We start from the raw sequence: 22968 nt of genomic DNA on the forward strand, positions 1-22968 counted from the left end.
GGCATTGAAGATTGGTGGAGGATGACGGGATCGAACCGACGACCCCCTGCTTGCAAAGCAGGTGCTCTCCCAGCTGAGCTAATCCCCCAGTCATGCACAGACCATCATCACACTTCGGGGTTCATCGACTAGCGCAGCCATCGCAGACAAGACAATGGTGGGTCTGGATGGATTCGAACCATCGACCCCCGCCTTATCAAGACGGTGCTCTAACCGACTGAGCTACAGACCCCTCAGTCTGTCTGACTTACTGTCTAATTTCACAGCCGATAAGCGTGAGCGCTCAACGTTCGACACGTTAGCTCGAGAAAGGAGGTGATCCAGCCGCACCTTCCGATACGGCTACCTTGTTACGACTTCACCCCAGTCATGAATCCTACCGTGGTGACCGTCCTCCTTGCGGTTAGACTAGCCACTTCTGGTAAAACCCACTCCCATGGTGTGACGGGCGGTGTGTACAAGACCCGGGAACGTATTCACCGCGGCATGCTGATCCGCGATTACTAGCGATTCCAGCTTCACGCACTCGAGTTGCAGAGTGCGATCCGGACTACGATCGGTTTTCTGGGATTGGCTCCCCCTCGCGGGTTGGCGACCCTCTGTTCCGACCATTGTATGACGTGTGAAGCCCTACCCATAAGGGCCATGAGGACTTGACGTCATCCCCACCTTCCTCCGGTTTGTCACCGGCAGTCTCCCTAGAGTGCTCTTGCGTAGCAACTAGGGACAAGGGTTGCGCTCGTTGCGGGACTTAACCCAACATCTCACGACACGAGCTGACGACAGCCATGCAGCACCTGTGTTATGGCTCCCTTTCGGGCACTCCCACCTCTCAGCAGGATTCCATACATGTCAAGGGTAGGTAAGGTTTTTCGCGTTGCATCGAATTAATCCACATCATCCACCGCTTGTGCGGGTCCCCGTCAATTCCTTTGAGTTTTAATCTTGCGACCGTACTCCCCAGGCGGTCAACTTCACGCGTTAGCTACGTTACCAAGTCAATGAAGACCCGACAACTAGTTGACATCGTTTAGGGCGTGGACTACCAGGGTATCTAATCCTGTTTGCTCCCCACGCTTTCGTGCATGAGCGTCAGTATTGGCCCAGGGGGCTGCCTTCGCCATCGGTATTCCTCCACATCTCTACGCATTTCACTGCTACACGTGGAATTCTACCCCCCTCTGCCATACTCTAGCCCGCCAGTCACAAATGCAGTTCCCAGGTTAAGCCCGGGGATTTCACATCTGTCTTAGCGGACCGCCTGCGCACGCTTTACGCCCAGTAATTCCGATTAACGCTTGCACCCTACGTATTACCGCGGCTGCTGGCACGTAGTTAGCCGGTGCTTATTCTTCCGGTACCGTCATCCGCCCCGGGTATTAACCAGAGCGTTTTCTTTCCGGACAAAAGTGCTTTACAACCCGAAGGCCTTCTTCACACACGCGGCATTGCTGGATCAGGGTTGCCCCCATTGTCCAAAATTCCCCACTGCTGCCTCCCGTAGGAGTCTGGGCCGTGTCTCAGTCCCAGTGTGGCTGGTCGTCCTCTCAGACCAGCTACAGATCGTCGCCTTGGTAGGCCTTTACCCCACCAACTAGCTAATCTGCCATCGGCCGCCCCTGTAGCGAGAGGTCCTAAGATCCCCCCCTTTCCTCCGTAGAGCGTATGCGGTATTAATCCGGCTTTCGCCGGGCTATCCCCCACTACAGGACACGTTCCGATGTATTACTCACCCGTTCGCCACTCGCCACCAGGGTTGCCCCCGTGCTGCCGTTCGACTTGCATGTGTAAGGCATGCCGCCAGCGTTCAATCTGAGCCAGGATCAAACTCTTCAGTTCAAACCTGTTACTGTTTTTCGGTCTCTTTCGAAACCGGTCGCTCACTCAACGTACTGACGAATGATTAACCTGCCGGCGTGAATCCACCCCGACAGGAAAACCTTCCTTTAATACTCGTGTGAGACTTGATACTTTCGCTTCCGGCAGACCCCGAAGAGTCCACCGCGCGTCGCGCATCAAGCGCCCACACTTATCGGCTGTTAATTTTTAAAGATCAAATACGCATTCACCACCGAATCCGCACCGTGTCGCCCACCTGCGCAACCACCGGTACCGCTTCGTTCTGCGTCGCTGCATCAGCAGCAGAGAAACGAGATTATGAAGGCTCTTTTTCGTTCTGTCAACAACATTTTTCCGCTTTCGCTTAAAACCTTGTTGACATCACAGCCGCTGGTTTCCGCCGCGGCCCTCGTTCGCAAACGAGGAGCCGAACTATAGGCGAACCTCGGCCATGTGACAAGGCTTTGGCGAAAATCTTTTTCTGACGGCTCACTTCCTGGTCGAATTCACTAAAGCTGCGATCGGAACCGCGCCAGCCATTGCTGTGTATCCAGCGTCGCTGGGATGAATATGATCGCCGCTATCAAAGGCTCGTTGCAAGCGACTCGGTTGCGCCGGATCGCGTAGTGCTGCGTCGAAATCTACGATGCCGTCGAACGCGTGGCTGGTCCGAATCCACTGATTGACCGCCAGGCGGATCGCCTCCCGCGGCGCCGGCAGCGAAGCCGGAGTCAACGTTGCGCCGAACACCTTCACGCCACGGTGCCGTGCATCCGCAATCACCCGCTGGTAACCGGCAATCAGGTCGGCGGCTGTCACCGAGGTATGGGGAGAGTCGCAATCGAGGCCGCTACGTGCAGGCATCTCGGAGAAATTGATGTCGTTGATTCCGATCAGCAGAATCGCCGTCTTGACGCCCGGACGCTCCAGCACGTCCCGGTCAAACCGCCGCACGAGCGCATCGCCATAGCAGACTGAGTCGCTCAATAAGCGATTGCCGCTGATGCCAAGATTGACGATCGCCGTCGAGTGATCACCAGTGCTGGCGAACCGACGCGCCAGCGCGTCCGGCCAGCGTCGGTTCTGATTCAGGCTGGAGCGCATGCCGTCGGTGATCGAGTCGCCGATCGCAGCGACTGCAGCCGACGAAGGCGCGTCCACCGACAACCCCGTCACCCATACATATTGCGTAAACCGCCCGCGAAACGACTCGGCGGAGGTATCGGCGGTGTGATTACCCGGTGAGGAAACGAAGTTCAACTGGCTCGAGACTCGATGCCACGCCACGATCCGTTGTTCCGGCCCCATGAACGCACTAACCGCATAGGGCGCGCCTTCTGCGATGTCGATACCAATCGGGTCACTGTCTAACTCCGCCCCCGCTGGTACGCTCACCGAACTCTTGCCGCCAAATGTCACACGCGCACTGTCATTGCCCAGCGCAGCAGCTCCGCCGGCCGAGCGCGCGATGCGCAAATCTTCAATGACAAGCGCTGTCTTGCCGTACTCATTGCTGAGATGGATTCGCGCGGATTTACCCGCCAGCGTGGGATAGATGATCTGACGAACCGTCCGCCCCGCGACTTCCGGAGCGCGGTAAAGCGGCGGCAAATCCGACCGCTGCGGGATGGGCTGCAAGGCCGTCGCCCACGCGGTAACCCAATGCGTTGGGGCGTCAGCGGCAAAAACAGTCGAAGAAACGGCAAATTGGCAAAGCAGCGCCGCGCCACATGCGGCAGCCAGGGTGCGAATGGTCATTCGGGTGGTCAGTTCGATGCGAAACGTGCATTGTGCCCGATCGCCATGGCCATCGCGGCTCTCCGCGCGAATGCCACCGTGCGGTCACCGCGCCTCATATCGGGATGGCAGCATCGAAAGGCCGGTGAGAGAGGTATGGATATCCGGCCGCTGGAACGGAAACTGGATGCACCCGGCTCTCCCTGCAACAGAGCACGAGAGAGTACGAGATTTCGGGCGCGGCGCCTGCGCCGCAGGCATTCGGCGCAAGCGCAGACGCATCGCCAATCAGCCCGCTGCCGACGCCCCGGTCATTTTCAACGCAAGCGCCTCGGCCACTTCGATCCCGTCGATGGCTGCCGAGTAGATTCCGCCGGCGTACCCCGCGCCCTCGCCAGCCGGATACAGGCCCTCGACATTCATGCTCTGATAGTCGTCCCGGCGCCGCACGCGAATCGGTGACGACGTTCTCGTTTCGACGCCCGTCAGCACAGCATCGTGCATGGCAAACCCGGCGATCTTTTTGTCCATCTGCGGCAAAGCTTCGCGGATCGCTTCGATCACGTAGTCGGGCAGCGCCGTACTGAGATCGGTGGGATGCACGCCCGGCTTGTAGGACGGCACCACCGATCCCAGCGAAGTAGACGGCCGCCCAGCGATAAAGTCGCCGACCAGCTGGCCCGGCGCCATATAGTTGCCGCCGCCCAGTTCGAACGCCCGCTCTTCCCATTTGCGCTGGAAGGCAATACCGGCGAGCGGGCCGCCCGGGTAATCGTCCGGCGTAATGCCGACGACAATCCCGGCGTTGGCATTGCGCTCCGCCCGCGAATACTGGCTCATACCGTTGGTCACCACGCGGCCCGGCTCGGAGGTTGCCGCGACCACCGTGCCGCCGGGGCACATGCAGAAGCTATAAACCGCGCGCCCATTACTGCAGTGATGCACCACCTTATAGTCGGCGGCGCCGAGTTGCTTGTGCCCCGCGAACTTGCCGAAACGGCTGCGATCGATCAGCCCTTGCGGATGCTCGATCCGGAAACCGAGCGAAAACGGTTTCGCTTCGATATAGACGCCGCGGTCGCTCAGCATCTGGAAGGTATCGCGTGCACTATGGCCAACGGCCAGCACCACATGGTCGCAGCGCAGCGTTTCGCCCGTCGACAGTTTGAGCCCGCGCACCTTGCCCTGGTCGATTTCGATATCGTCGACCCGCGACTCGAAACGCACCTCGCCGCCCAGCTCGTGAATGGTCGCGCGCATCTTTTCGACCATGCTGACCAGACGGAACGTGCCGATATGGGGCCGGCTCAGATAAAGAATGTCCTCCGGCGCACCCGCGCGGACAAACTCCTCGAGCACCTTGCGGCCGTAGTGCTTCGGATCCTTGATCTGACTGTAAAGCTTGCCGTCCGAGAAGGTACCCGCGCCGCCTTCGCCGAACTGCACGTTCGATTCAGGATTGAGCACCGACTTGCGCCACAGGCCGAAAGTATCTTTGGTGCGCTCGCGCACGGCCTTGCCGCGCTCGAGAATGATCGGACAAAAGCCCATTTGGGCAAGGATTAGCCCGGCAAACAGGCCGCACGGCCCCATACCGATCACGACCGGGCGCGGGGAAGTCATCTGCGCCGGCGCTTTGGCGACAAAATGGTACGTCATGTCCGGCGTCACACCACAGTGCGGCACATCGGCGAGCCGTTTGAGCGCGGCCGCTTCATCCTTCACCTCGACGTCGACTATATAAGTGAGCTTGATGTCGGCGCGCTTGCGCGCGTCGTGCGCGCGACGGAACACGGTGTACCGGATGAGTCCGTCGTCACCCACGCCGAGTTCAGCGAGGCGCGCGCGGACGGCGGCTTCGAGAGCGCTCTCGGGGTGATCGAGCGGGAGTTTGATTTCGCTTAGACGTAACATGAGTACCGGGGGGATGCAGGAAGGCCGCAAATCGCAGCCAATTCGCAATTTTATAGGTTAAGTGTCGGCACGGGGCAGTGGCGCAAGTGAAACGCCGTCGGTAACACACCCTCCTTCCCCCTATCGATAATCGCAGTTCGTCTCAAAAAATTTATTAACCGACCGGTCGGTTGGTTTATACTGCGCAAACACAGACAACTTCCGCTGAGAGCGTCCCCATGTATACGCAATCCCTGGATATCCCCGGCAACGTCGCCCCGCTCGACGCGGCAGCGGGTTCGCCCGAGCAGGCGCAATTCGACGCGGTCATGGCCGCCGACGGCAAGATCGAGCCTCAGGACTGGATGCCTGATGCCTACCGCAAGACGTTGGTGCGGCAAATCTCGCAGCACGCGCATTCTGAGATCGTCGGCATGCTGCCGGAGGGCAACTGGATCACGCGCGCGCCCAGCCTGAAGCGCAAGGCAATCCTCCTCGCCAAAGTGCAGGATGAAGCCGGCCATGGCCTCTATCTATATAGTGCGGCCGAAACGCTCGGCGTGTCGCGCGACCAGTTGATCGCAGCGCTGCACTCGGGCAAGGCCAAATATTCGAGCATTTTCAATTACCCGACGCCCACATGGGCGGACGTCGGCGTGATCGGCTGGCTGGTGGACGGCGCGGCGATCATGAACCAGATTCCTCTGTGCCGCTGCACGTACGGTCCGTACGCACGCGCCATGATCCGCATCTGCAAGGAAGAGTCGTTCCATCAGCGCCAGGGATTCGACGCGCTCATGTCGATGATGAGCGGCACCGAAGCGCAACGCGAGCTGGTTCAGCAAGCCGTGAACCGCTGGTGGTGGCCCGTGCTGATGATGTTCGGTCCGAGCGACAAAGACTCGATCCACAGCAATCAATCGTCGAAATGGGGCATCAAGCGCATCTCGAACGACGACCTGCGCCAGAAATTCGTCGACGCCACCGTCGACCAGGCCAAGGTACTCGGCGTCAAGCTGCCGGATCCGGACCTGAAGTGGAACGAAGCCCGCGGCCATCACGACTACGGCGACATCGACTGGGAAGAATTCTGGCGCGTCGTGAATGGCGACGGTCCGTGCAATCGCGAGCGTCTCGCGACCCGCGTAAAAGCGCACGACGAAGGCACCTGGGTTCGCGAAGCCGCGCTCGCCCACGCCGAAAAGCAGCGCCAGCGCGCGCAACAGCAGGCCGCTTAACCCACGCGCTCACGCGCTCACGCGGCAAGCCGAACAAAGTATCAGGAGATCAGCAATGAACAAGGAATGGCCGATTTGGGAAGTCTTCGTGCGCAGCAAGCAGGGACTCGACCATAAACACTGCGGCAGCCTGCATGCCGCCGACGCGCCGATGGCGCTGCGCATGGCGCGCGACGTCTACACCCGCCGCCAGGAAGGCGTAAGCATCTGGGTGGTGCCGTCGTCGGCAATCACGGCGTCCGCGCCGGAAGACAAGGCGGAGCTGTTCGAACCGGCTGGCGACAAGATTTACCGCCACCCGACGTTCTACACGCTCCCCGACGAAGTCAACCACATGTAAGCGCGGCCATGAACATCACGCCCCAACATCTGCAGTACGTGCTGCGCCTCGCGGACACCGCGCTGATCCTCGGTCAGCGCAATACCGAGTGGTGCGGTCACGGCCCGATCCTCGAAGAGGACATCGCGCTGTCGAACATGAGTCTCGATCTGATCGGACAGGCGCGTTTGCTGTACACACACGCCGCCACGCTGGAGCAGCAACTCACCGGCAAAAGCCGCACGGAAGACGACTACGCGTACTTCCGTGCCGAGCGCGAGTTCGCCAACTACACGCTGGCGGAGTTGCCGCATTACGGCCCGCTCGCCGGCACCGCGCAAGCCGAGAAGGATTACGCGGTCACGATCGTGCGCAATTTCCTGTACTCGACGCTGATGGCGCATCTGTGGTCGGCGCTCACTGAGTCGAAGGATGAGCAGCTTGCCGCGATCGCCTCCAAGTCGATCAAGGAAACCAGCTATCACGTGCATCACGCGAGCGAATGGCTGACCCGTTTCGGTGACGGCACGGACGAATCGCATCGCCGCGCGCAAGCCGCACTCGACTATCTGCTGCCTTACACGCGTGAGTTTTTCAGTGCCGACGCCGTGGAGGAAGTCATCGCCGCCGCCGGCATCGGGCCGTTGACCTCCGAACTCGAAGCGGCATGGCTCGAAGACGTACAGGCCACCCTCGCCGAAGCCACGCTCAAACTGCCCGAAGCGGTCAAGCACATCACGACCGGCAAGCACGGTGAGCACTCGGAGCACATGGGCTTCGTGCTGGCTGAAATGCAAAGCCTCGCGCGCCAGCATCCCGGCGCCACCTGGTAAGCACGCAGCCGCGCGCACAACTGGAACCCGACGGAACTTCACGATGACGACCTCGACTGCCACGCCCCCTGCCGATGCCGCGCTGGAACGCGCATGGGCCGTGCTCGAAACGGTGCCTGATCCGGAGATTCCGGTGGTGTCGATTCGGGAACTGGGTATTCTGCGAGACGTTCGGCGCGCCGCCGACGGCACGCTGGAAGTCGTGATCACGCCGACCTATTCCGGGTGCCCGGCGATGTCGCAGATCGCCGAAGACATCGCCCACGCGCTCGATGTGGCCGAGCTGAAGCCGTATCGGATTGCCACAGTCCTCGCTCCGGCCTGGACCACCGACTGGATGACCGCCGACGCGCGTGAAAAGCTGCGAGCCTATGGAATCGCACCGCCCACGGGCAATTGCGGCGCCGCCATGCAGCCCGAGGAAAAAGTGCTGCGTTTCATGCCGCGTGCGCTGCCGGCTCCGTCGTGTCCGCGCTGCGGTTCGGCGCATACCGAGCGTCTCGCGCAATTCGGCTCGACGGCCTGCAAAGCGCTCTATCGCTGCCTCGACTGCCGCGAACCCTTCGACTACTTCAAACCATACTGATATGGCTACCCCGCAATTCCATCCGCTGCGTATCCGCGAAGTGCGGCCCGAAACCGCTGATGCGGTGTCGGTCGCTTTCGAAATCCCCGCCGAACTGCGCGATCAGTATCGCTTCACGCAAGGCCAGTTCGTCACGCTGAAAACGCACATCGACGGTGAAGAAACGCGCCGTTCGTATTCGATCTGCGTCGGCGTCACCGATTACGATCGCGACGGCGAACTGCGCATCGGCATCAAGCGCGTGCGCGGCGGGCGTTTCTCGAACTTCGCGTTCGACACGCTGCAGCCCGGCCATACGATTGACGTGATGACGCCCGACGGCCGGTTCTTCACCCACCTGAACGCCGATCAAGGCCAGCAGTACATCGCGTTTTCCGGCGGATCGGGCATCACGCCGGTGCTCGCCATCATCAAGACGACGCTCGAAGTCGAGCCGCGCAGCACCTTCACGCTGGTGTACGGCAACCGCAGCGTCGACCAGATCATGTTCGCGGAAGAACTCGAAGATCTGAAGAACCGCTTCATGAACCGCTTCGTGCTCTATCACGTGCTGTCCGACGACCTGCAGGACGTCGAGCTGTTTAACGGTGTGCTTGACCAGCAGAAATGCGCGGCCTTCATCGAAAACCTGCTGCCTGCCGACGCAATCGACGAAGCCTTCATTTGCGGCCCTGCCCTGATGATGGATGCCGCCGAGGCCGCACTGAAAGCCGCGGGCGTGCCGTCGGCCAAAGTGCATGTGGAGCGCTTCGGTTCGCCGCTGCCGCAGGCGGGCGTGCCGCCGGTCGAAATCACCGACGATACCCCGGCCGCCGACCTCGAAATCGTCCTCGACGGGAAACGGCGCAAGCTGCGCCTGCCTTACCAGGGCGTGAGCGTGCTCGACGTCGGTCTGCGTGCCGGCCTCGCGCTGCCGTATGCGTGCAAGGGCGGCGTCTGCTGCACATGCCGCGCAAAGGTGCTCGAAGGCGAGGTCAAGATGGAAAAGAACTACACGCTGGAAGAACACGAAATCCGCGAGGGCTTCGTGCTGACCTGCCAATGCCATCCAATCAGCGATCGTGTGGTGGTGAGTTACGACGAACGCTGAGCCAGGTGTGCCGGGTTAGCCATGCGACGCCCGGAACGCTTTCAGCAGGTCCGCGATCCGCTTACACTAGGGGCCGCTCTCGATCGGACATCTGTCCCGATCGATGAGCGGCCCCTTTTTTGTCTTTTGTCGTTTTTTGCAAGCCCAAGCCACTGCCGATGAGCACCATCCACCTCACCAATGGCGACGTCGCCGCCGAATCACTGCGCGCCGCGCTAGCCGAGGCGGGCCGCGACGATCGCGTGCACGCACTGCGCGACGATCTGGCGGTCGGTCCGCTGCGCGGTATCGATGACGGACCCGACGTGCGAGCGGAGTTCTGGGACCGCGTCAGCATCGACACCAGGCGTGACTTTCTGCGGGAATTCCGTGAGCAGGCGGCCGCGCTGGAAAACATCGCGCGCGGTGAGACGAACCTGGTGGTCTGGCACGGTGAAAGCTCAGCCGATCAACTTATGCTCCGCCGCGTCTGCTACCACCTGCGCAACAGCCCGCAGCGACTGAATGAGGTGCGTCTGTCGATCCGGGACCTCACCGATCCGGGCGCATGGGCGCACAGCCGCAAAGATCGCGCGACCTCCGTCGGGATGTTCGCGCCGGCCGTATTGCAAGGGCGTCTGGCGGACGCGGCGCCGATTTCGGTTCTACGCATTAGCCGGCTCGCACTCGAATGGCAGGAAGCCAAGCACGCGAATGGCGAGACCCGGCGCTGGCGCGACAACACTTTTACGAGCGGCAGCTTCGCCGACCTGGACGCGCTGATTCTCGAACAAGCCACCGGCGACTGGCAACCCGCAGCAAGAGTTGCCGCCGAACTGATGGCCGCCGAACTCGGGTATCTGGTAAGCGACAGCATCGTGTTGTGGCGCTTTCGCGAACTGGCCGCGACGCGCCGCATCAAGCTGCGTGGCGATACGGGTGCATGGCGCACCCTGGAAATGTGCGCGGCGCTTGCCCCCTGTCCACACTAATAAAATAGACAACCATGGCCCGTACCCGAGCACCCGACCACGAAACCCAGCGCGATCAGATCCTCGAACTGGCCGCGGCGAAATTCGCGCAGACCAGCTACCCGAGCACCTCGATGGCTGACCTCGCCGCCGCCAGCGGCACCTCGAAAGCGCGCCTGTACCACTATTACGCGAGCAAGGAAGCGATCCTGTTCGATCTGCTCGACCGCTACACGAAGCGGCTGATGCTAATCATCGCGGAGGTGGAAGGGGCAAGCCAACGCCGCGGACTGTCCGAGCGGGAAACCTTCGCGGAACTGATCCGCGCGTTTCTGTCCGAGTACGAGACGTCGCACAGCCGCCACGTCGCGCTGCTCAACGACGTGAAATATCTGGTCGACACCCAGCGAGAGGTCATCCTGAACCGCCAGCGCGACGTGGTCGCGGCGTTCGCGCGGCAGTTGGCGCGCGCCTATCCGAAACGCGCCACGCGTGAAAACCAGACCGCGCTGACGATGATGGTGTTCGGCATGATCAACTGGACGTTCACCTGGCTCAAGCCGGACGGTCGGATGGGCTACCGTGAATTTGCCGAGCAGGTGGTCAATATGGTGGACCACGGATTGAGCTCTACCGAAGGCTGATTGCGCACGGCAACATTATTCAGACGAAGTAATTGGAGCAAGTGGCCTGAACGCGACAACTTGTCACGAACGCTCGTTCAATTTATTTCTCTTTAATAATCAATGCCATAAAAATAGGGCGCTAGCTTTTTAGGCATTCTCTTCAATTTTAGATACGGGTTTTCCCTAGTGTCAAATCGAGGTTTCCGCTAAAATCGTTTTTGCGGTGCACCATGCCGCTCGATTAAAAGGAGAACCCGACCATGAACATGATTACACCCCGCGCCGCTGAGCCGATCGTCGCACACGATCGTCTGTTGCAGTCAGGCGGTCGTGCGCCTGCTCTGGTCCGCGAACTCACCGCCGTCGACCGCGAGCGGCTGCTAACCCACTTCCTCGCGCTCGGCGAAGACGACCGCCTCCTGCGTTTCGGCCAGATCGTGCCGAACCACGTTATTGAAAACTACGTCCGCGCGATCGATTTCACGCGCGACACGGTTTTTGGCGTGTTCAACAGTCAGCTGCAACTCACTGGCGTCGGCCATTTGGCGTACCTGCCGGCCGAAGGTGACAAGCGCACAGCCGAATTCGGTGTGTCGGTGCTGGAAAGCGCCCGGGGGCGCGGGATCGGCTCCAAGCTATTCGAACGCGCCGCCATCCGTAGCCGCAATACGCATGTCACCACGCTCTACATGCATTGCCTGTCGCGCAATTCGACCATGATGCACATTGCGAAGAAGGCTGGCATGAAGATCGAATACGCGTACGGCGAAGCCGATGCCTATCTGACGCTGCCGCCGGCGGATCAATCGAGCATCATTGCTGAAATGCTGCAGGAGCAAGCCGCGGTGTTCGACTACGCACTCAAGCGCCAGGCGCGTCAGGCGTCGAAGCTGTTCGAATCGTTCATGCCGGCAGCTGAGGCCGCTTAACCGGTCTGCGTTTCGAGCGAAAAAGGGCGGCCTCGCGGCTGCCCTTTTTGTTTGTCTGTCAGTTGACGGTAGCCCGGTGCTCACAAAATCGGCAGCGCCGTCGTCTCCTTGAACTTCTCGAGCGAAAAGCTCGTCTTCACGTCGATCACAGACGGGTGGTGCAGCAACTGCTCCTGCACGAAACGTGAAAAGTGCGCCATATCCTCGACCTGCACACGCAGCAGGTAATCCATATCGCCCGTCATCGCGTGGCACGCAACCACTTCCGGCCACGTCTGCACCGCTGCGCGAAACAGATCGGCATGCGTGGCGCCGCTGCGCGGGCTAAGCGCCGGACCGCTGCGCTTTTCCAGCCGCACGTTGACATAGGCCAGCAGATCGAGCCCGAGCTTTTGCGGATCGAGCAGCGCAACGTAGCCTCGAATCACCCCACTCTCCTCCAACCGACGGATACGCCGTAGACATGGGCTCGGCGACAGATTGATGCGTTCAGCGATCTCCTGATTCGACAGCCGGCCATTCTCCTGAAGGATTGCCAGAATGCGTCTGTCGATGGCGTCTATTTCTATTTTGGCCATTTCCTGCTGCCCATGTTGAAAATCAAGCTAGAAAATAGCTCAAGCGTATCGGCGCACGATTAACTTCGCAAGTTTTCGTCACCAGCCGGCCTTTACACTTGCGTCATTCAGTCGCGCTAACTCGCCTCCTCCCCCACCAGCATTTAGCGTTGCATGGGATCGGAGTAAGTGCTGAAGCGCCAACTCTGGTCGACATAGGAGACAGACAATGCAGGTTTCAACTTGGGAAAACCCGGTCGGCACCGACGGCTTCGAATTCATCGAATACACCGCCCCGGACCCGAAAGCGCTCGGCAAGCTGTTCGAACAGATGGGCTTCACCGCCGTCGCCCGGCATCGTCACAAAGACGTGACGCTGTATCGCCAGGGCGATATCAATTTCATCGTCAACGGGGAACAGCATTCGTTCGCGCAACGTTTCACGCGCCTGCATGGTCCGTCGATCTGCGCGATTGCCTTCCGTGTGCAGGACGCGGCGAAGGCTTACCAGCAGGCTCTGGAAAAAGGCGCCTGGGGCTTCGATAACAAGACCGGCCCGATGGAGCTGAACATCCCGGCAATCAAGGGTATCGGCGACTCGCTGATCTATTTCGTCGACCGCTGGCGCGGCAAAAACGGCGCCGAGACGGGCAGCATTGGCAACATCGATATTTACGACGTCGACTTCGAACCGATCCCGGGCGCGAATCCGAACCCGGTCGGCCACGGCCTGACCTATATCGATCACCTGACGCACAACGTCCATCGCGGCCGCATGCAGGAATGGGCGGAGTTCTACGAGCGCCTGTTCAATTTCCGTGAAGTGCGTTACTTCGACATCGAAGGCAAGGTGACCGGCGTGAAATCGAAGGCGATGACCTCGCCGTGCGGCAAGATCCGCATTCCGATCAACGAAGAAGGCTCGGACGTGGCCGGTCAAATCCAGGAATACCTGGACGAGTACCACGGCGAAGGCATTCAGCACATCGCGCTGGGCAGCAACGACATCTACCGCACGGTGGACGGCTTGCGCGCGGCGAACATCTCGCTGCTCGATACGATCGACACGTACTATGAACTGGTCGATCGCCGCGTGCCGAACCACGGCGAGCCGCTCGACGAATTGCGCAAGCGCAAGATCCTGATCGACGGCGCCCCCGACGACTTGCTGCTGCAAATCTTCACCGAAAACCAGATCGGACCGATCTTCTTCGAGATCATCCAGCGCAAGGGCAACCAGGGCTTCGGCGAGGGCAATTTCAAGGCGCTGTTCGAATCGATCGAGCTGGATCAGATTCGCCGTGGCGTGGTTCAGGACAAGGCCTGACGACTAAAAGCCGGCGCGGAATCTGGGAGAAATAAAAAAGGGCGAGGATCTTGCGATTCTCGCCCTTTGTCGTTTGTGCCGTTGTCCGAAGCCCGGACAGCGGCCGATTTTCAACCGATACGTCGCCTCAGCGACGCATCACGAATTCTGTTCTTCCTCGCCGGCCTTTGTGGATCGTGCAATGCGCTCCACCGCAATGCGCGCCGGCGCGACTTGCGCCGTGCTGGTGATCGCGTTCGACAGCGTCCCTGCGCTGCCCGAGTTGGTGCTCGAGCGTACCGGCGCGCTCATGGCGAAGAATGCGGCCGAAACCATCAGGAACGTCTGGATGTTTCTAGTGTTCATGCGTACTCCTTTTCTAACTGCCCTGCTGTCCTGAAGCTCCACCGAATGCGGAGCGTTGCGCAGACATTGCTCGCAGGTGGGGTGTTAGACAGAAATTTCAACTGCGGTTCCGCAGATTTGTAGTTTTTACAGCTTGTTACAGTGGCGCTCCTGCCCAGGGAGTCTTCCCTTGTGATCCGTCGGAATCACGCTGCGCTGCCGCATTTACGGGTGCGCTGCGGCGGGTTTTTACCAGTGCTACCATCACTTAAAACACGTCAATATGGCGACCCCGGCCATACGCATTCACAAGATGCCGCGGCCCAAAAAGTTTTGGCGATCCCAAACTGGGTGGAGGAGTACACATAATGAATGCCCCGCTAGACGCAGGTCAGCGAGCCTCGCTCGAAGCCGCGCTATCTTCTGTCACGCTCGACGACAAATACACCCTCGAACGCGGCCGCGCGTACATGAGCGGCATCCAGGCGCTGGTGCGTCTGCCGATGTTGCAGCAGGAACGCGACCACGCCGCCGGGCTCAATACCGCGGGGTTTATCTCCGGTTATCGCGGATCGCCACTCGGTGGACTCGACCAGTCTCTGTGGAAAGCGAAGCAGCATCTCGCCGCGCACCGCGTGGTCTTCCAACCCGGTGTCAACGAGGACCTCGCGGCGACCGCCGTATGGGGTTCACAGCAGGTCAATCTGTATCCGAGCGCCAAATACGACGGCGTGTTCTCGATGTGGTACGGCAAGGGTCCGGGCGTCGACCGCTCCGGCGACGTCTTCAAGCACGGTAATTCGGCCGGATCGGCGCAACACGGCGGCGTTCTGGTGCTCGCCGGCGACGACCACGCCGCCAAATCCTCGACACTCGCACATCAGTCGGAACACATCTTCAAGGCGTGTGGCCTGCCGGTGCTGTTTCCGTCGAACGTGCAGGAATATCTGGACTTCGGCCTGCACGGCTGGGCGATGAGCCGCTATTCCGGTTTGTGGGTAGCGATGAAGTGCGTGACCGACGTGGTCGAATCGTCAGCTTCCGTCGATATCGACCCGCACCGCACAAAAATCATTCTGCCGGACGACTTCGCGATGCCCGAAGGCGGCCTGAATATTCGCTGGCCGGATCCGCCATTGGTGCAGGAAGCGCGTCTGCTCGACTACAAGTGGTACGCGGCGCTCGCCTATGTGCGCGCGAACAAACTGGACCGCGTCGAAATCGATTCGCCGCATGCGCGTTTCGGCATCATGACCGGCGGCAAGGCTTATCTTGACGTGCGTCAGGCGCTGACCGACCTCGGCCTCGATGACGAAACCTGTTCGCGCATCGGCATCCGTTTGTACAAAGTCGGCTGTGTATGGCCGCTTGAGGCGCAAGGCGCCCATGCGTTCGCGCGCGGTCTTCAGGAAATTCTGGTGGTCGAAGAGAAGCGCCAGATTCTCGAATACGCAATCAAGGAAGAACTGTACAACTGGCCCGATGCGCAGCGTCCGCGCGTGTTCGGCAAGTTCGACGAGAAGGACGGCGCGGGTGGCGAATGGTCGGTGCCGATGGGCAACTGGCTGCTGCCGGCCCACTACGAACTTTCGCCGGCGATCATCGCCAAGGCAATCGCCACGCGCCTCGACAAGTTCGACCTGCCGTCCGACGTCCGCGCGCGCATTGCGACGCGCATCGCGGTAATCGAAGCGAAGGAAAAAGCCCTGGCGCGTCCGCGCGTCGAAGCCGAACGCAAGCCGTGGTTCTGCTCGGGTTGTCCGCACAATACCTCGACGAACGTGCCGGAAGGCTCACGTGCGATGGCCGGCATCGGCTGCCACTACATGACTGTCTGGATGGACCGCAGCACTAGCACCTTCAGCCAGATGGGTGGCGAAGGCGTCGCGTGGATCGGCCAGGCGCCGTTCACCAACGACAAGCACGTGTTCGCCAATCTCGGCGACGGCACCTACTTCCATTCGGGCCTGCTCGCAATTCGCGCGGCGATCGCGTCGAAAGCAAATATCACCTACAAGATTCTCTATAACGACGCGGTCGCGATGACGGGCGGCCAGCCAGTCGACGGCGTGCTGACCGTGCCGCAGATTACGCATCAACTGGCTGCGGAAGGCGCGACGAAAATCGTGATCGTCACCGATGAACCGGAGAAATACTCTGCGAACGTCGGTCTCGCGCCTGGCATCGACATTCATCATCGCGACCAGCTCGACGAAGTTCAGCGTCAGCTTCGCGAGATTCCCGGCACCACGATCCTGATCTACGACCAGACCTGTGCAACCGAGAAGCGTCGCCGCAGGAAACGCGGCACATATCCGGATCCGGCACGCCGTGTCGTGATCAACGAAGCGGTATGCGAAGGCTGCGGCGATTGCTCGGTCAAGTCGAATTGTCTGTCCGTGGAACCGCTCGATACCGAGTTCGGCACCAAACGCCAGATCAATCAGTCGACCTGCAACAAGGACTTCTCGTGCGTAAACGGGTTCTGCCCGAGTTTTGTCTCGGTGGAAGGTGGGCAACTGCGTAAGCCAAAGGCGGCGTCAGGCATTGTCGCCGACGCGATGCCGCCGGTGCCGGAACCTGAGTTGCCGTCGATCGAGCGTCCCTATGGCGTGCTGGTGACGGGCGTCGGCGGCACGGGTGTCGTGACGATCGGCGCATTGCTCGGGATGGCCGCGCACCTGGAAAACAAAGGCGTCACGGTACTCGACGTCACCGGCCTCGCGCAAAAGGGCGGCGCCGTGATGAGCCACGTGCAGATCGCCAGGAACCCGGCCGACATCCACGCAACCCGCATCGCGATGGGAGAAGCCAGTCTCGTGATCGGCTGCGATGCGATCGTCACGGCAAGCGACGAATGCGTCTCGCGGATGCAGGCCGGTCACACGCGCGTCGTGCTCAATAGCGCGCACACGCCGACCGCCGCGTTGATCAAGAACCCCGACTGGCGCTTCCCGGGCAGCAGCACGGAAGCGGACGTGCGTGCCGGTGCGGGCGACGACGGTGTCGATATGGTCGACGCGAATCACTTCGCCGTCGCGCTGCTCGGCGATGCGATCTACACGAACCCGTTCGTGCTCGGCTACGCGTGGCAACGCGGCTGGGTGCCGCTGACCTATCAGTCGCTGATGCGCGCGATCGAGCTGAACAACGTGCAGATCGAGAAGAATCGCGCGGCGTTCGAATGGGGCCGGCGCGCCGCACATGACCTGGCCGCGGTGCGCAAGCTCGCACAGTCGCAAGGGCGCGGTGCCGCAGCGGAAACGACGAGCAGCAAGATCATTTCGCTGCATACGCCAAAAGCGCTCGACACGCTGATCGACAAGCGCGCCGACTATCTCGCCGCGTATCAGAACGCGGCTTACGCGGACCGTTATCGTGCATTGGTGTCGCAAGTGCGTGTGGCCGAATCCGCGCTCGATTCGATCGACAGCCAGTTGCCGTTGACTGAAGCGGTCGCGAAAAATCTGCACAAATTAATGGCTTACAAGGACGAATATGAAGTCGCGCGCCTGTACAGCGACCCGGCGTTCATCGAAAAACTGAAAGCGACTTTCGAAGGCGACTGGAAGCTGCACCTCCATCTCGCACCGCCGACATTCTCGAAGAAGGACGCCAAAGGTCATCTGGTCAAGAAGAAGTATGGACCGTGGATGTTCAGCGCCATGCATATGCTGGCCAGGCTGAAATTCCTGCGCGGCACGGCACTCGACCTGTTCGGCAAGACTGAAGAACGTCGCACTGAACGCGCGCTGATTGGGGAATATGAAGCGCTGGTGCGTGAGCTGATCGGCGGCCTGACTTCGCAAAAGCGTGAGCTGGCCGTCGAACTGGCGAATCTGCCGGATGGCATCCGCGGCTATGGCCATGTGAAGGAAAATAATCTGAAGGGCGTGCGGGTCAAGTGGAACGAGTTGCTAACGCGCTGGCGCTCGCCGGAAGCGGGGAAAACTCAGCACGCGGCTTGATTGCATTGCCCGCTTGATTTGCCAACGCCGGCCTGAAAATGGAAAAGGCGGCTGCCCTCACGGACAGTCGCCTTTTTTTGCCTGCTTCGACACGTGATGCGTGTGTACAAGAACAAGCGGTACTGCTCCTTCCAACAACACAACAACAACCAACCAAAAACAAACAACTACCAGACAGCAACTACTAACTTCAACTGCCTACTGCAACGTCAACTACCTACTTCAACTTCAACTGCAACAACACACATCTACTGCAACTACCACAACCCATTGGTACTACTGTCTTCATCGTCAGAACTGCAACTACTCAACACCAGAGGTGAAGCGCAACGCCAGATTCGATGCAACGAAGTGACCAGCCGACTGTTTCGTTGCCATCGCGTAGTGCCGCGCCTCAGAAGTAACTTTACAAAAGTGTCACAGTGAACCGAATAGGACCAGTCTTAAAGCTCGTTTATCGACTTAAGAATCCTTCAGACGAACGCTCACTCAAATCAGAACGTGCAAATAAAAAGCGCCACGGAATCTGCTTCCGTGGCGCTTTTTTCTGGCCTACCGCGAACGCCGCGATGCGGCGCCGCTTCGACATCAAACCATCTTTACTGCGCGTTCGCCCGCTTGCGTGCATTGGCCGAGGCCACTGCCGTCATGTTGATGATGCGGCGCACAGTCGCGGCCGGCGTCAGGATGTGCACCGGCTTTTCGGCGCCCAGCAGGAACGGACCGACCGTCACGCCTTCGCCGCCGACCATCTTCAGCAGGTTGTACGCGATGTTGGCTGCTTCGACGTTCGGCATGATCAGCAGGTTCGCTTCACCGCTCAGCGTCGTGCCAGGGAACGCAGCCTTGCGGACCACTTCCGACAACGCCGCGTCGCCGTGCATTTCACCGTCGATCTCGAGCGAAGGCGCACGTTCAGCAATCAGCTTGCGCGCTGCAGCCATACGTTGCGACGACGCCGACGGCGCGCTGCCGAAGTTCGAATTCGACAACAATGCAACCTTCGGCGTGATGCCGAACTTTTCGATTTCGCGCGAAGCCAGCATCGTCATGTCGGCAAGCTGCTCGGCAGTCGGCGTTTCGTTCACGTACGTATCGCAGATGAACAGGTTGCGGCCCGGCAGCATCAGCAGGTTCATTGCAGCGAAGTTCTGCACGTTGTCCGCTTTGCCCAGCACCTGCTCGATAAACTTCAGATGCGTGTGGTATTGGCCGATCATCCCGCAGATCATGCCATCCGCTTCGCCGAGGCGCACCAGGATCGCGCCGATCAGCGTATTGAACTTGCGCATCGCGGCCTTCGCGACGTCCGGCGTCACGCCTTCGCGCGCGCCGAGTTCGTGGTATGCCTGCCAGCATTGCTGATAGCGCGGATCGTCTTCCGGATCGACGACGACAAAGTCCTCACCGCACTTCAGCTTCGAGCCCATCTTCTTCAGACGCATCTCGATCACCGACGGACGGCCGACCAGAATCGGCTTGGCGATCTTTTCGAGCAGCACGAATTGCGCAGCACGCAGCACGCGCTCGTCTTCGCCTTCGGCGAACACGATACGTGCCGGCTCGGACTTCGCCGCCGCGAACACCGGACGCATGACCATGCCGGTGCGGTACACGGTCGTGCCGAGTTCTTCGCGATACGCGTCCATGTCCTTGATCGGACGGGTTGCGACGCCCGAATCCATCGCGGCTTGCGCAACAGCCGGCGCGATCTTGATGATCAGGCGCGGATCGAACGGCTTCGGAATCAGGTATTCCGGGCCGAACTCGAGCGAATGGCCTTCGTAGGCCTTGGCGACTTCATCGCCCTGATCGGTTTCTTCGGCCAGTTCAGCAATCGCGCGCACGCACGCGAGCTTCATTTCTTCCGTGATCGTGGTTGCGCCGACATCCAGCGCGCCACGGAAGATGAACGGGAAGCACAGCACGTTATTGACCTGGTTCGGATAATCCGAACGGCCCGTTGCGATGATGCAGTCCGGGCGCACCTTCTTTGCTTCTTCCGGACGGATTTCCGGTTCCGGATTCGCCAGCGCGAGAATCAGCGGCTGCGTGCCCATTTCGGCGACCATTTCCGGCTTCAGCACGCCGGCGCTCGAGCAACCGAGGAACACGTCGGCGCCACGGATCGCGTCGGCCAGGGTACGCGCTTCGGTGTTCGCCGCGTAGCGTTCCTTCGACGGATCGAGATTGCCGCGACCTTCGTAGATCACGCCCTTCGAGTCCGTGACCAGCACGTTCTTTTTCGACAGACCCAGATTCACCAGCAGATCCAGACACGCGATGGCAGCCGCGCCGGCGCCCGAACACACCAGCTTCACTTCGTCGAGTTTCTTGCCGACCACTTTCAGGCCGTTCAGGATCGCCGCCGAGGCGATGATCGCGGTACCGTGCTGGTCGTCGTGGAAGACCGGAATCTTCATGCGCTCGCGCAGCTTCTTCTCGATGTAGAAGCACTCCGGCGCCTTGATGTCTTCAAGGTTGATACCGCCAAGCGTCGGCTCGAGCATCGCGATTGCTTCGACCAGCTTGTCCGGATCCGACTCGGCGAGTTCGATGTCGAACACGTCGATGCCGGCGAACTTCTTGAACAGGCAACCCTTGCCTTCCATCACCGGCTTCGCGGCGAGCGGGCCGATGTTGCCGAGACCGAGCACGGCCGTGCCGTTCGTGATCACGCCGACGAGGTTGCCGCGCGAGGTGTACTTCTGCGCGTCGAGCGGTTCGTCGTAGATCGCCATACAGGCCGCGGCGACGCCCGGCGAGTACGCAAGCGACAAGTCGAGCTGGTTCGACAGCGGCTTGGTGGGCGTGACCGAAATCTTGCCGGGTTTCGGATTCTGGTGGTAGGCGAGAGCGCTTTGCTTAAGTTGTTCGTCCATTTTTTAACCTGCGAGACGTAAGTAATTGGGCCCGGCACACTGCCCCGTGGCGGCGCTTCGCGTCTATCGAATGGATAATCGACGGCGGCGGTTTTCGCGTGCGCCGGTTGGGCGCAGCGTCGAACCTCGGCGGAGCGCAAGACGGTGCGGAGTGCTACGCGGGTCGATCAGTGTACACCCCGAATGAGTCGATGCACTGACTGGTTAACGCGGCTCGCCACCAGCGAAACAGGCGCCGGCAATGCTGCGGCGCCGCATCCGGCGGCCATTCCGCTCACCGCTGAGCGGGCGTCGAGCACACGTCATTCGAGTTCGGCGCCGCGTCGTTCGGGAATCAGAAAAAGCGTTGCGAAGACGTCGAGCAGGTAAATCGACGCGAGCAAAACGAGCGCGGCGCCAAACGAATAGCGCGCGGCCAATGCGCCTACGACCACCGGCCCGAAACCGCCGACCGCCCGGCCGACGTTGAACAGCACGTTCTGCGCGGTGGCCCGCGCATCGGTTGGATAAAGCTCGGAAATCAGCGCGCCGTAGCCGCCGATCATCCCGTTGACGAACACGCCCATCGCCGCGCCGCCGATCAGCAGCGCCATCGGCGTTGTCAGATGAGCGTAGACGAATACCATCACCACCGCGCCCACCTGGTAGAACAGGAACGTGGGCTTGCGGCCGAACCGGTCGGCGGCCATACCGAACAGCCAGATGCCGGCCGCCATGCCGAGAACCGTCACGGCTGTCCACACACCGGATTTGGTGAGCGAATAGCCGAAGGTCTTCGACAAATAGCTCGGAAGCCAGATCATCAGCCCGTAATAGCCGAAGTTCTGGACTGAACAGAGAATCGCGACGCCCATGCTGGCGCGCGCGGTGCGTGCGTCGGCCACCAGCAGTTTGAGCGGCAGCTTGCGCATGCCACGTGCGACGCGTTCGGTGAACAGCGCCGGTTCCTCGACGCTGCGCCGCACGAAAAACGACACCACGGCAGGCAGCAGTCCAAGCGCGAACATACCGCGCCAGCCAATCACAGGCAGCAGCAGCGGTGTCAGCAACGCGGCCGCCAGCACCCCAAGCTGCCATCCCAGCCCGACATAGGACGACACGCGGGCCCGTTGCGACGCCGGCCACGCTTCGGCCACCAGCGTCATGCCGATGCCGAACTCACCGCCCAGACCAATGCCGGCAATGGTTCGATAGGCCAGCAGGTCGGTATAACCCTGCGCCAGCGCACATAGGCCGGTGAAAACGGCAAAGATCAGAATCGTCCACGTCAGCATCCGCACGCGGCCAAAATAGTCGCTTAAAACGCCGAAAATCAGGCCGCCGGCGACAGCGCCAATCAAGGTCCACGTCACAAGCGAACCTGCTTGTGCTGAACTCAGATGCAGATCCGCAGCAATTACCGGCAACATGAAACCGAGGATCAGCAGATCGAAGCCGTCCATCGCGTAACCAAGCACCGACGCGATCAGCGCGCGTCCCGCATAGCCACGCCTGGCGGATTCACAGGTCTCGGTGGCAGAAGAAGCGACAGTCATTGAAAGCATTCCGTAGGACATGGCGACGACCAACGTGCAAGGCCGCCAGGAAATTCGCGTGAGTGTAAAGGTGCCCCAAGCCGCTCACAAGCAAGCCATAAAACCGGCGCCCAACGAACCCTGAAAGTCCCGTTCAGCATGGCCGTTATGCCCGTCATTCGTGGCAGATGCACACGACAGCCTCCTCGGGAGGGCCCATTTCGGGTAAAATGTCGGGCTACGCGCGCAGCAAAATCGCAGTTAAACCGGCCGGCCTGTACTCCACTGACCGGCCGCGTATTCCGCCCATCATGGCGCGGCATACCCCGCTTGCTGCGCCACCGGGCTTCGCGCCC

16 protein-coding genes, 2 tRNA genes and 1 rRNA gene are annotated in these 22968 nt (G+C 60.6%); 10 read left to right on the forward strand and 9 right to left on the reverse strand.

Features of this window, described 5'->3' with window-relative positions; all coding sequences use genetic code 11:
* Nucleotides 1-12: 12 nt before the first annotated feature.
* The 5 genes from GH665_RS19830 to GH665_RS19850 all read right to left on the reverse strand — a co-directional run bounded on the left by GH665_RS19830 (nt 13) and on the right by GH665_RS19850 (nt 5490).
* A tRNA-Ala gene (locus GH665_RS19830) sits at nt 13-88 on the reverse strand.
* 67 nt (nt 89-155) lie between these two features.
* Nucleotides 156-232 (reverse strand) — tRNA-Ile (locus tag GH665_RS19835).
* Nucleotides 233-308: 76 nt separating this feature from the next.
* A 16S ribosomal RNA gene (locus GH665_RS19840) occupies nt 309-1839 on the reverse strand.
* Nucleotides 1840-2328: 489 nt separating this feature from the next.
* The gene (locus GH665_RS19845) at nt 2329-3597 is read right to left on the reverse strand and encodes an SGNH/GDSL hydrolase family protein (protein WP_153137672.1); all 1269 of its coding nucleotides are present in this window, start codon (nt 3595-3597) and stop codon (nt 2329-2331) included.
* 267 nt (nt 3598-3864) lie between these two features.
* The gene (locus tag GH665_RS19850; RefSeq protein ID WP_153137674.1) at nt 3865-5490 is read right to left on the reverse strand and encodes an NAD(P)/FAD-dependent oxidoreductase; all 1626 of its coding nucleotides are present in this window, start codon (nt 5488-5490) and stop codon (nt 3865-3867) included.
* A gap of 218 nt (nt 5491-5708) precedes the next feature.
* On the opposite strand from GH665_RS19850, the gene paaA reads away from it, so the two are divergent.
* From paaA to GH665_RS19890, 8 genes are all read left to right on the forward strand, one after another.
* On the forward strand, nt 5709-6707 hold the full coding sequence (gene paaA / locus GH665_RS19855; RefSeq protein ID WP_153137677.1) for a 1,2-phenylacetyl-CoA epoxidase subunit PaaA: 999 nt from the start codon (nt 5709-5711) through the stop codon (nt 6705-6707).
* A gap of 55 nt (nt 6708-6762) precedes the next feature.
* Nucleotides 6763-7047, forward strand: a complete 285-nt coding sequence (gene paaB, locus GH665_RS19860) for a 1,2-phenylacetyl-CoA epoxidase subunit PaaB (protein ID WP_007179854.1) — start codon at nt 6763-6765, stop codon at nt 7045-7047.
* Nucleotides 7048-7055: 8 nt separating this feature from the next.
* On the forward strand, nt 7056-7859 hold the full coding sequence (gene paaC / locus GH665_RS19865) for a 1,2-phenylacetyl-CoA epoxidase subunit PaaC (RefSeq protein ID WP_153137679.1): 804 nt from the start codon (nt 7056-7058) through the stop codon (nt 7857-7859).
* Between the two features lie 43 nt (nt 7860-7902).
* Nucleotides 7903-8445: a 1,2-phenylacetyl-CoA epoxidase subunit PaaD gene (gene paaD / locus GH665_RS19870; RefSeq protein ID WP_153137680.1), complete on the forward strand. Its 543-nt coding sequence runs from the start codon at nt 7903-7905 to the stop codon at nt 8443-8445.
* A gap of 1 nt (nt 8446) precedes the next feature.
* Complete coding sequence (gene paaE, locus GH665_RS19875) at nt 8447-9535, forward strand: 1,2-phenylacetyl-CoA epoxidase subunit PaaE (RefSeq protein WP_153137682.1); 1089 nt, start codon at nt 8447-8449, stop codon at nt 9533-9535.
* A 158-nt stretch (nt 9536-9693) separates the two neighbouring features.
* Nucleotides 9694-10506: a DUF1835 domain-containing protein gene (locus GH665_RS19880; RefSeq protein WP_153137684.1), complete on the forward strand. Its 813-nt coding sequence runs from the start codon at nt 9694-9696 to the stop codon at nt 10504-10506.
* Between the two features lie 14 nt (nt 10507-10520).
* Nucleotides 10521-11129, forward strand: a complete 609-nt coding sequence (locus GH665_RS19885; protein WP_153137686.1) for a TetR/AcrR family transcriptional regulator — start codon at nt 10521-10523, stop codon at nt 11127-11129.
* Nucleotides 11130-11371: 242 nt separating this feature from the next.
* Nucleotides 11372-12040: a GNAT family N-acetyltransferase gene (locus tag GH665_RS19890; RefSeq protein ID WP_153137687.1), complete on the forward strand. Its 669-nt coding sequence runs from the start codon at nt 11372-11374 to the stop codon at nt 12038-12040.
* Between the two features lie 80 nt (nt 12041-12120).
* On the opposite strand, the gene GH665_RS19895 is transcribed toward GH665_RS19890, so the two are convergent.
* Nucleotides 12121-12618 carry an Lrp/AsnC family transcriptional regulator gene (locus GH665_RS19895; RefSeq protein ID WP_046567527.1) on the reverse strand — a complete coding sequence of 166 codons (498 nt, stop codon included), beginning with the start codon at nt 12616-12618 and terminating at the stop codon, nt 12121-12123.
* Between the two features lie 208 nt (nt 12619-12826).
* On the opposite strand from GH665_RS19895, the gene hppD reads away from it, so the two are divergent.
* Complete coding sequence (hppD, locus tag GH665_RS19900; protein WP_153137689.1) at nt 12827-13924, forward strand: 4-hydroxyphenylpyruvate dioxygenase; 1098 nt, start codon at nt 12827-12829, stop codon at nt 13922-13924.
* 138 nt (nt 13925-14062) lie between these two features.
* On the opposite strand, the gene GH665_RS19905 is transcribed toward hppD, so the two are convergent.
* Complete coding sequence (locus tag GH665_RS19905) at nt 14063-14269, reverse strand: hypothetical protein (RefSeq protein WP_153137691.1); 207 nt, start codon at nt 14267-14269, stop codon at nt 14063-14065.
* Between the two features lie 347 nt (nt 14270-14616).
* On the opposite strand from GH665_RS19905, the gene GH665_RS19910 reads away from it, so the two are divergent.
* Nucleotides 14617-18216, forward strand: coding sequence for an indolepyruvate ferredoxin oxidoreductase family protein (locus tag GH665_RS19910; RefSeq protein ID WP_153137693.1), 3600 nt, complete (start codon nt 14617-14619; stop codon nt 18214-18216).
* A 599-nt stretch (nt 18217-18815) separates the two neighbouring features.
* Here the strand turns inward: GH665_RS19910 and GH665_RS19915 are convergent.
* Together GH665_RS19915 and GH665_RS19920 are read right to left on the reverse strand one after the other, a co-directional pair.
* On the reverse strand, nt 18816-21098 hold the full coding sequence (locus tag GH665_RS19915; protein ID WP_153137695.1) for an NADP-dependent malic enzyme: 2283 nt from the start codon (nt 21096-21098) through the stop codon (nt 18816-18818).
* Between the two features lie 302 nt (nt 21099-21400).
* A complete protein-coding gene (locus GH665_RS19920; protein WP_153137697.1) occupies nt 21401-22633 on the reverse strand; it encodes an MFS transporter in 1233 nt (410 codons plus the stop codon).
* Nucleotides 22634-22968 lie beyond the last annotated feature (335 nt).

Origin of the sequence: Paraburkholderia agricolaris (genome assembly GCF_009455635.1) — a bacterium.
GTDB lineage: Bacteria > Pseudomonadota > Gammaproteobacteria > Burkholderiales > Burkholderiaceae > Paraburkholderia > Paraburkholderia agricolaris.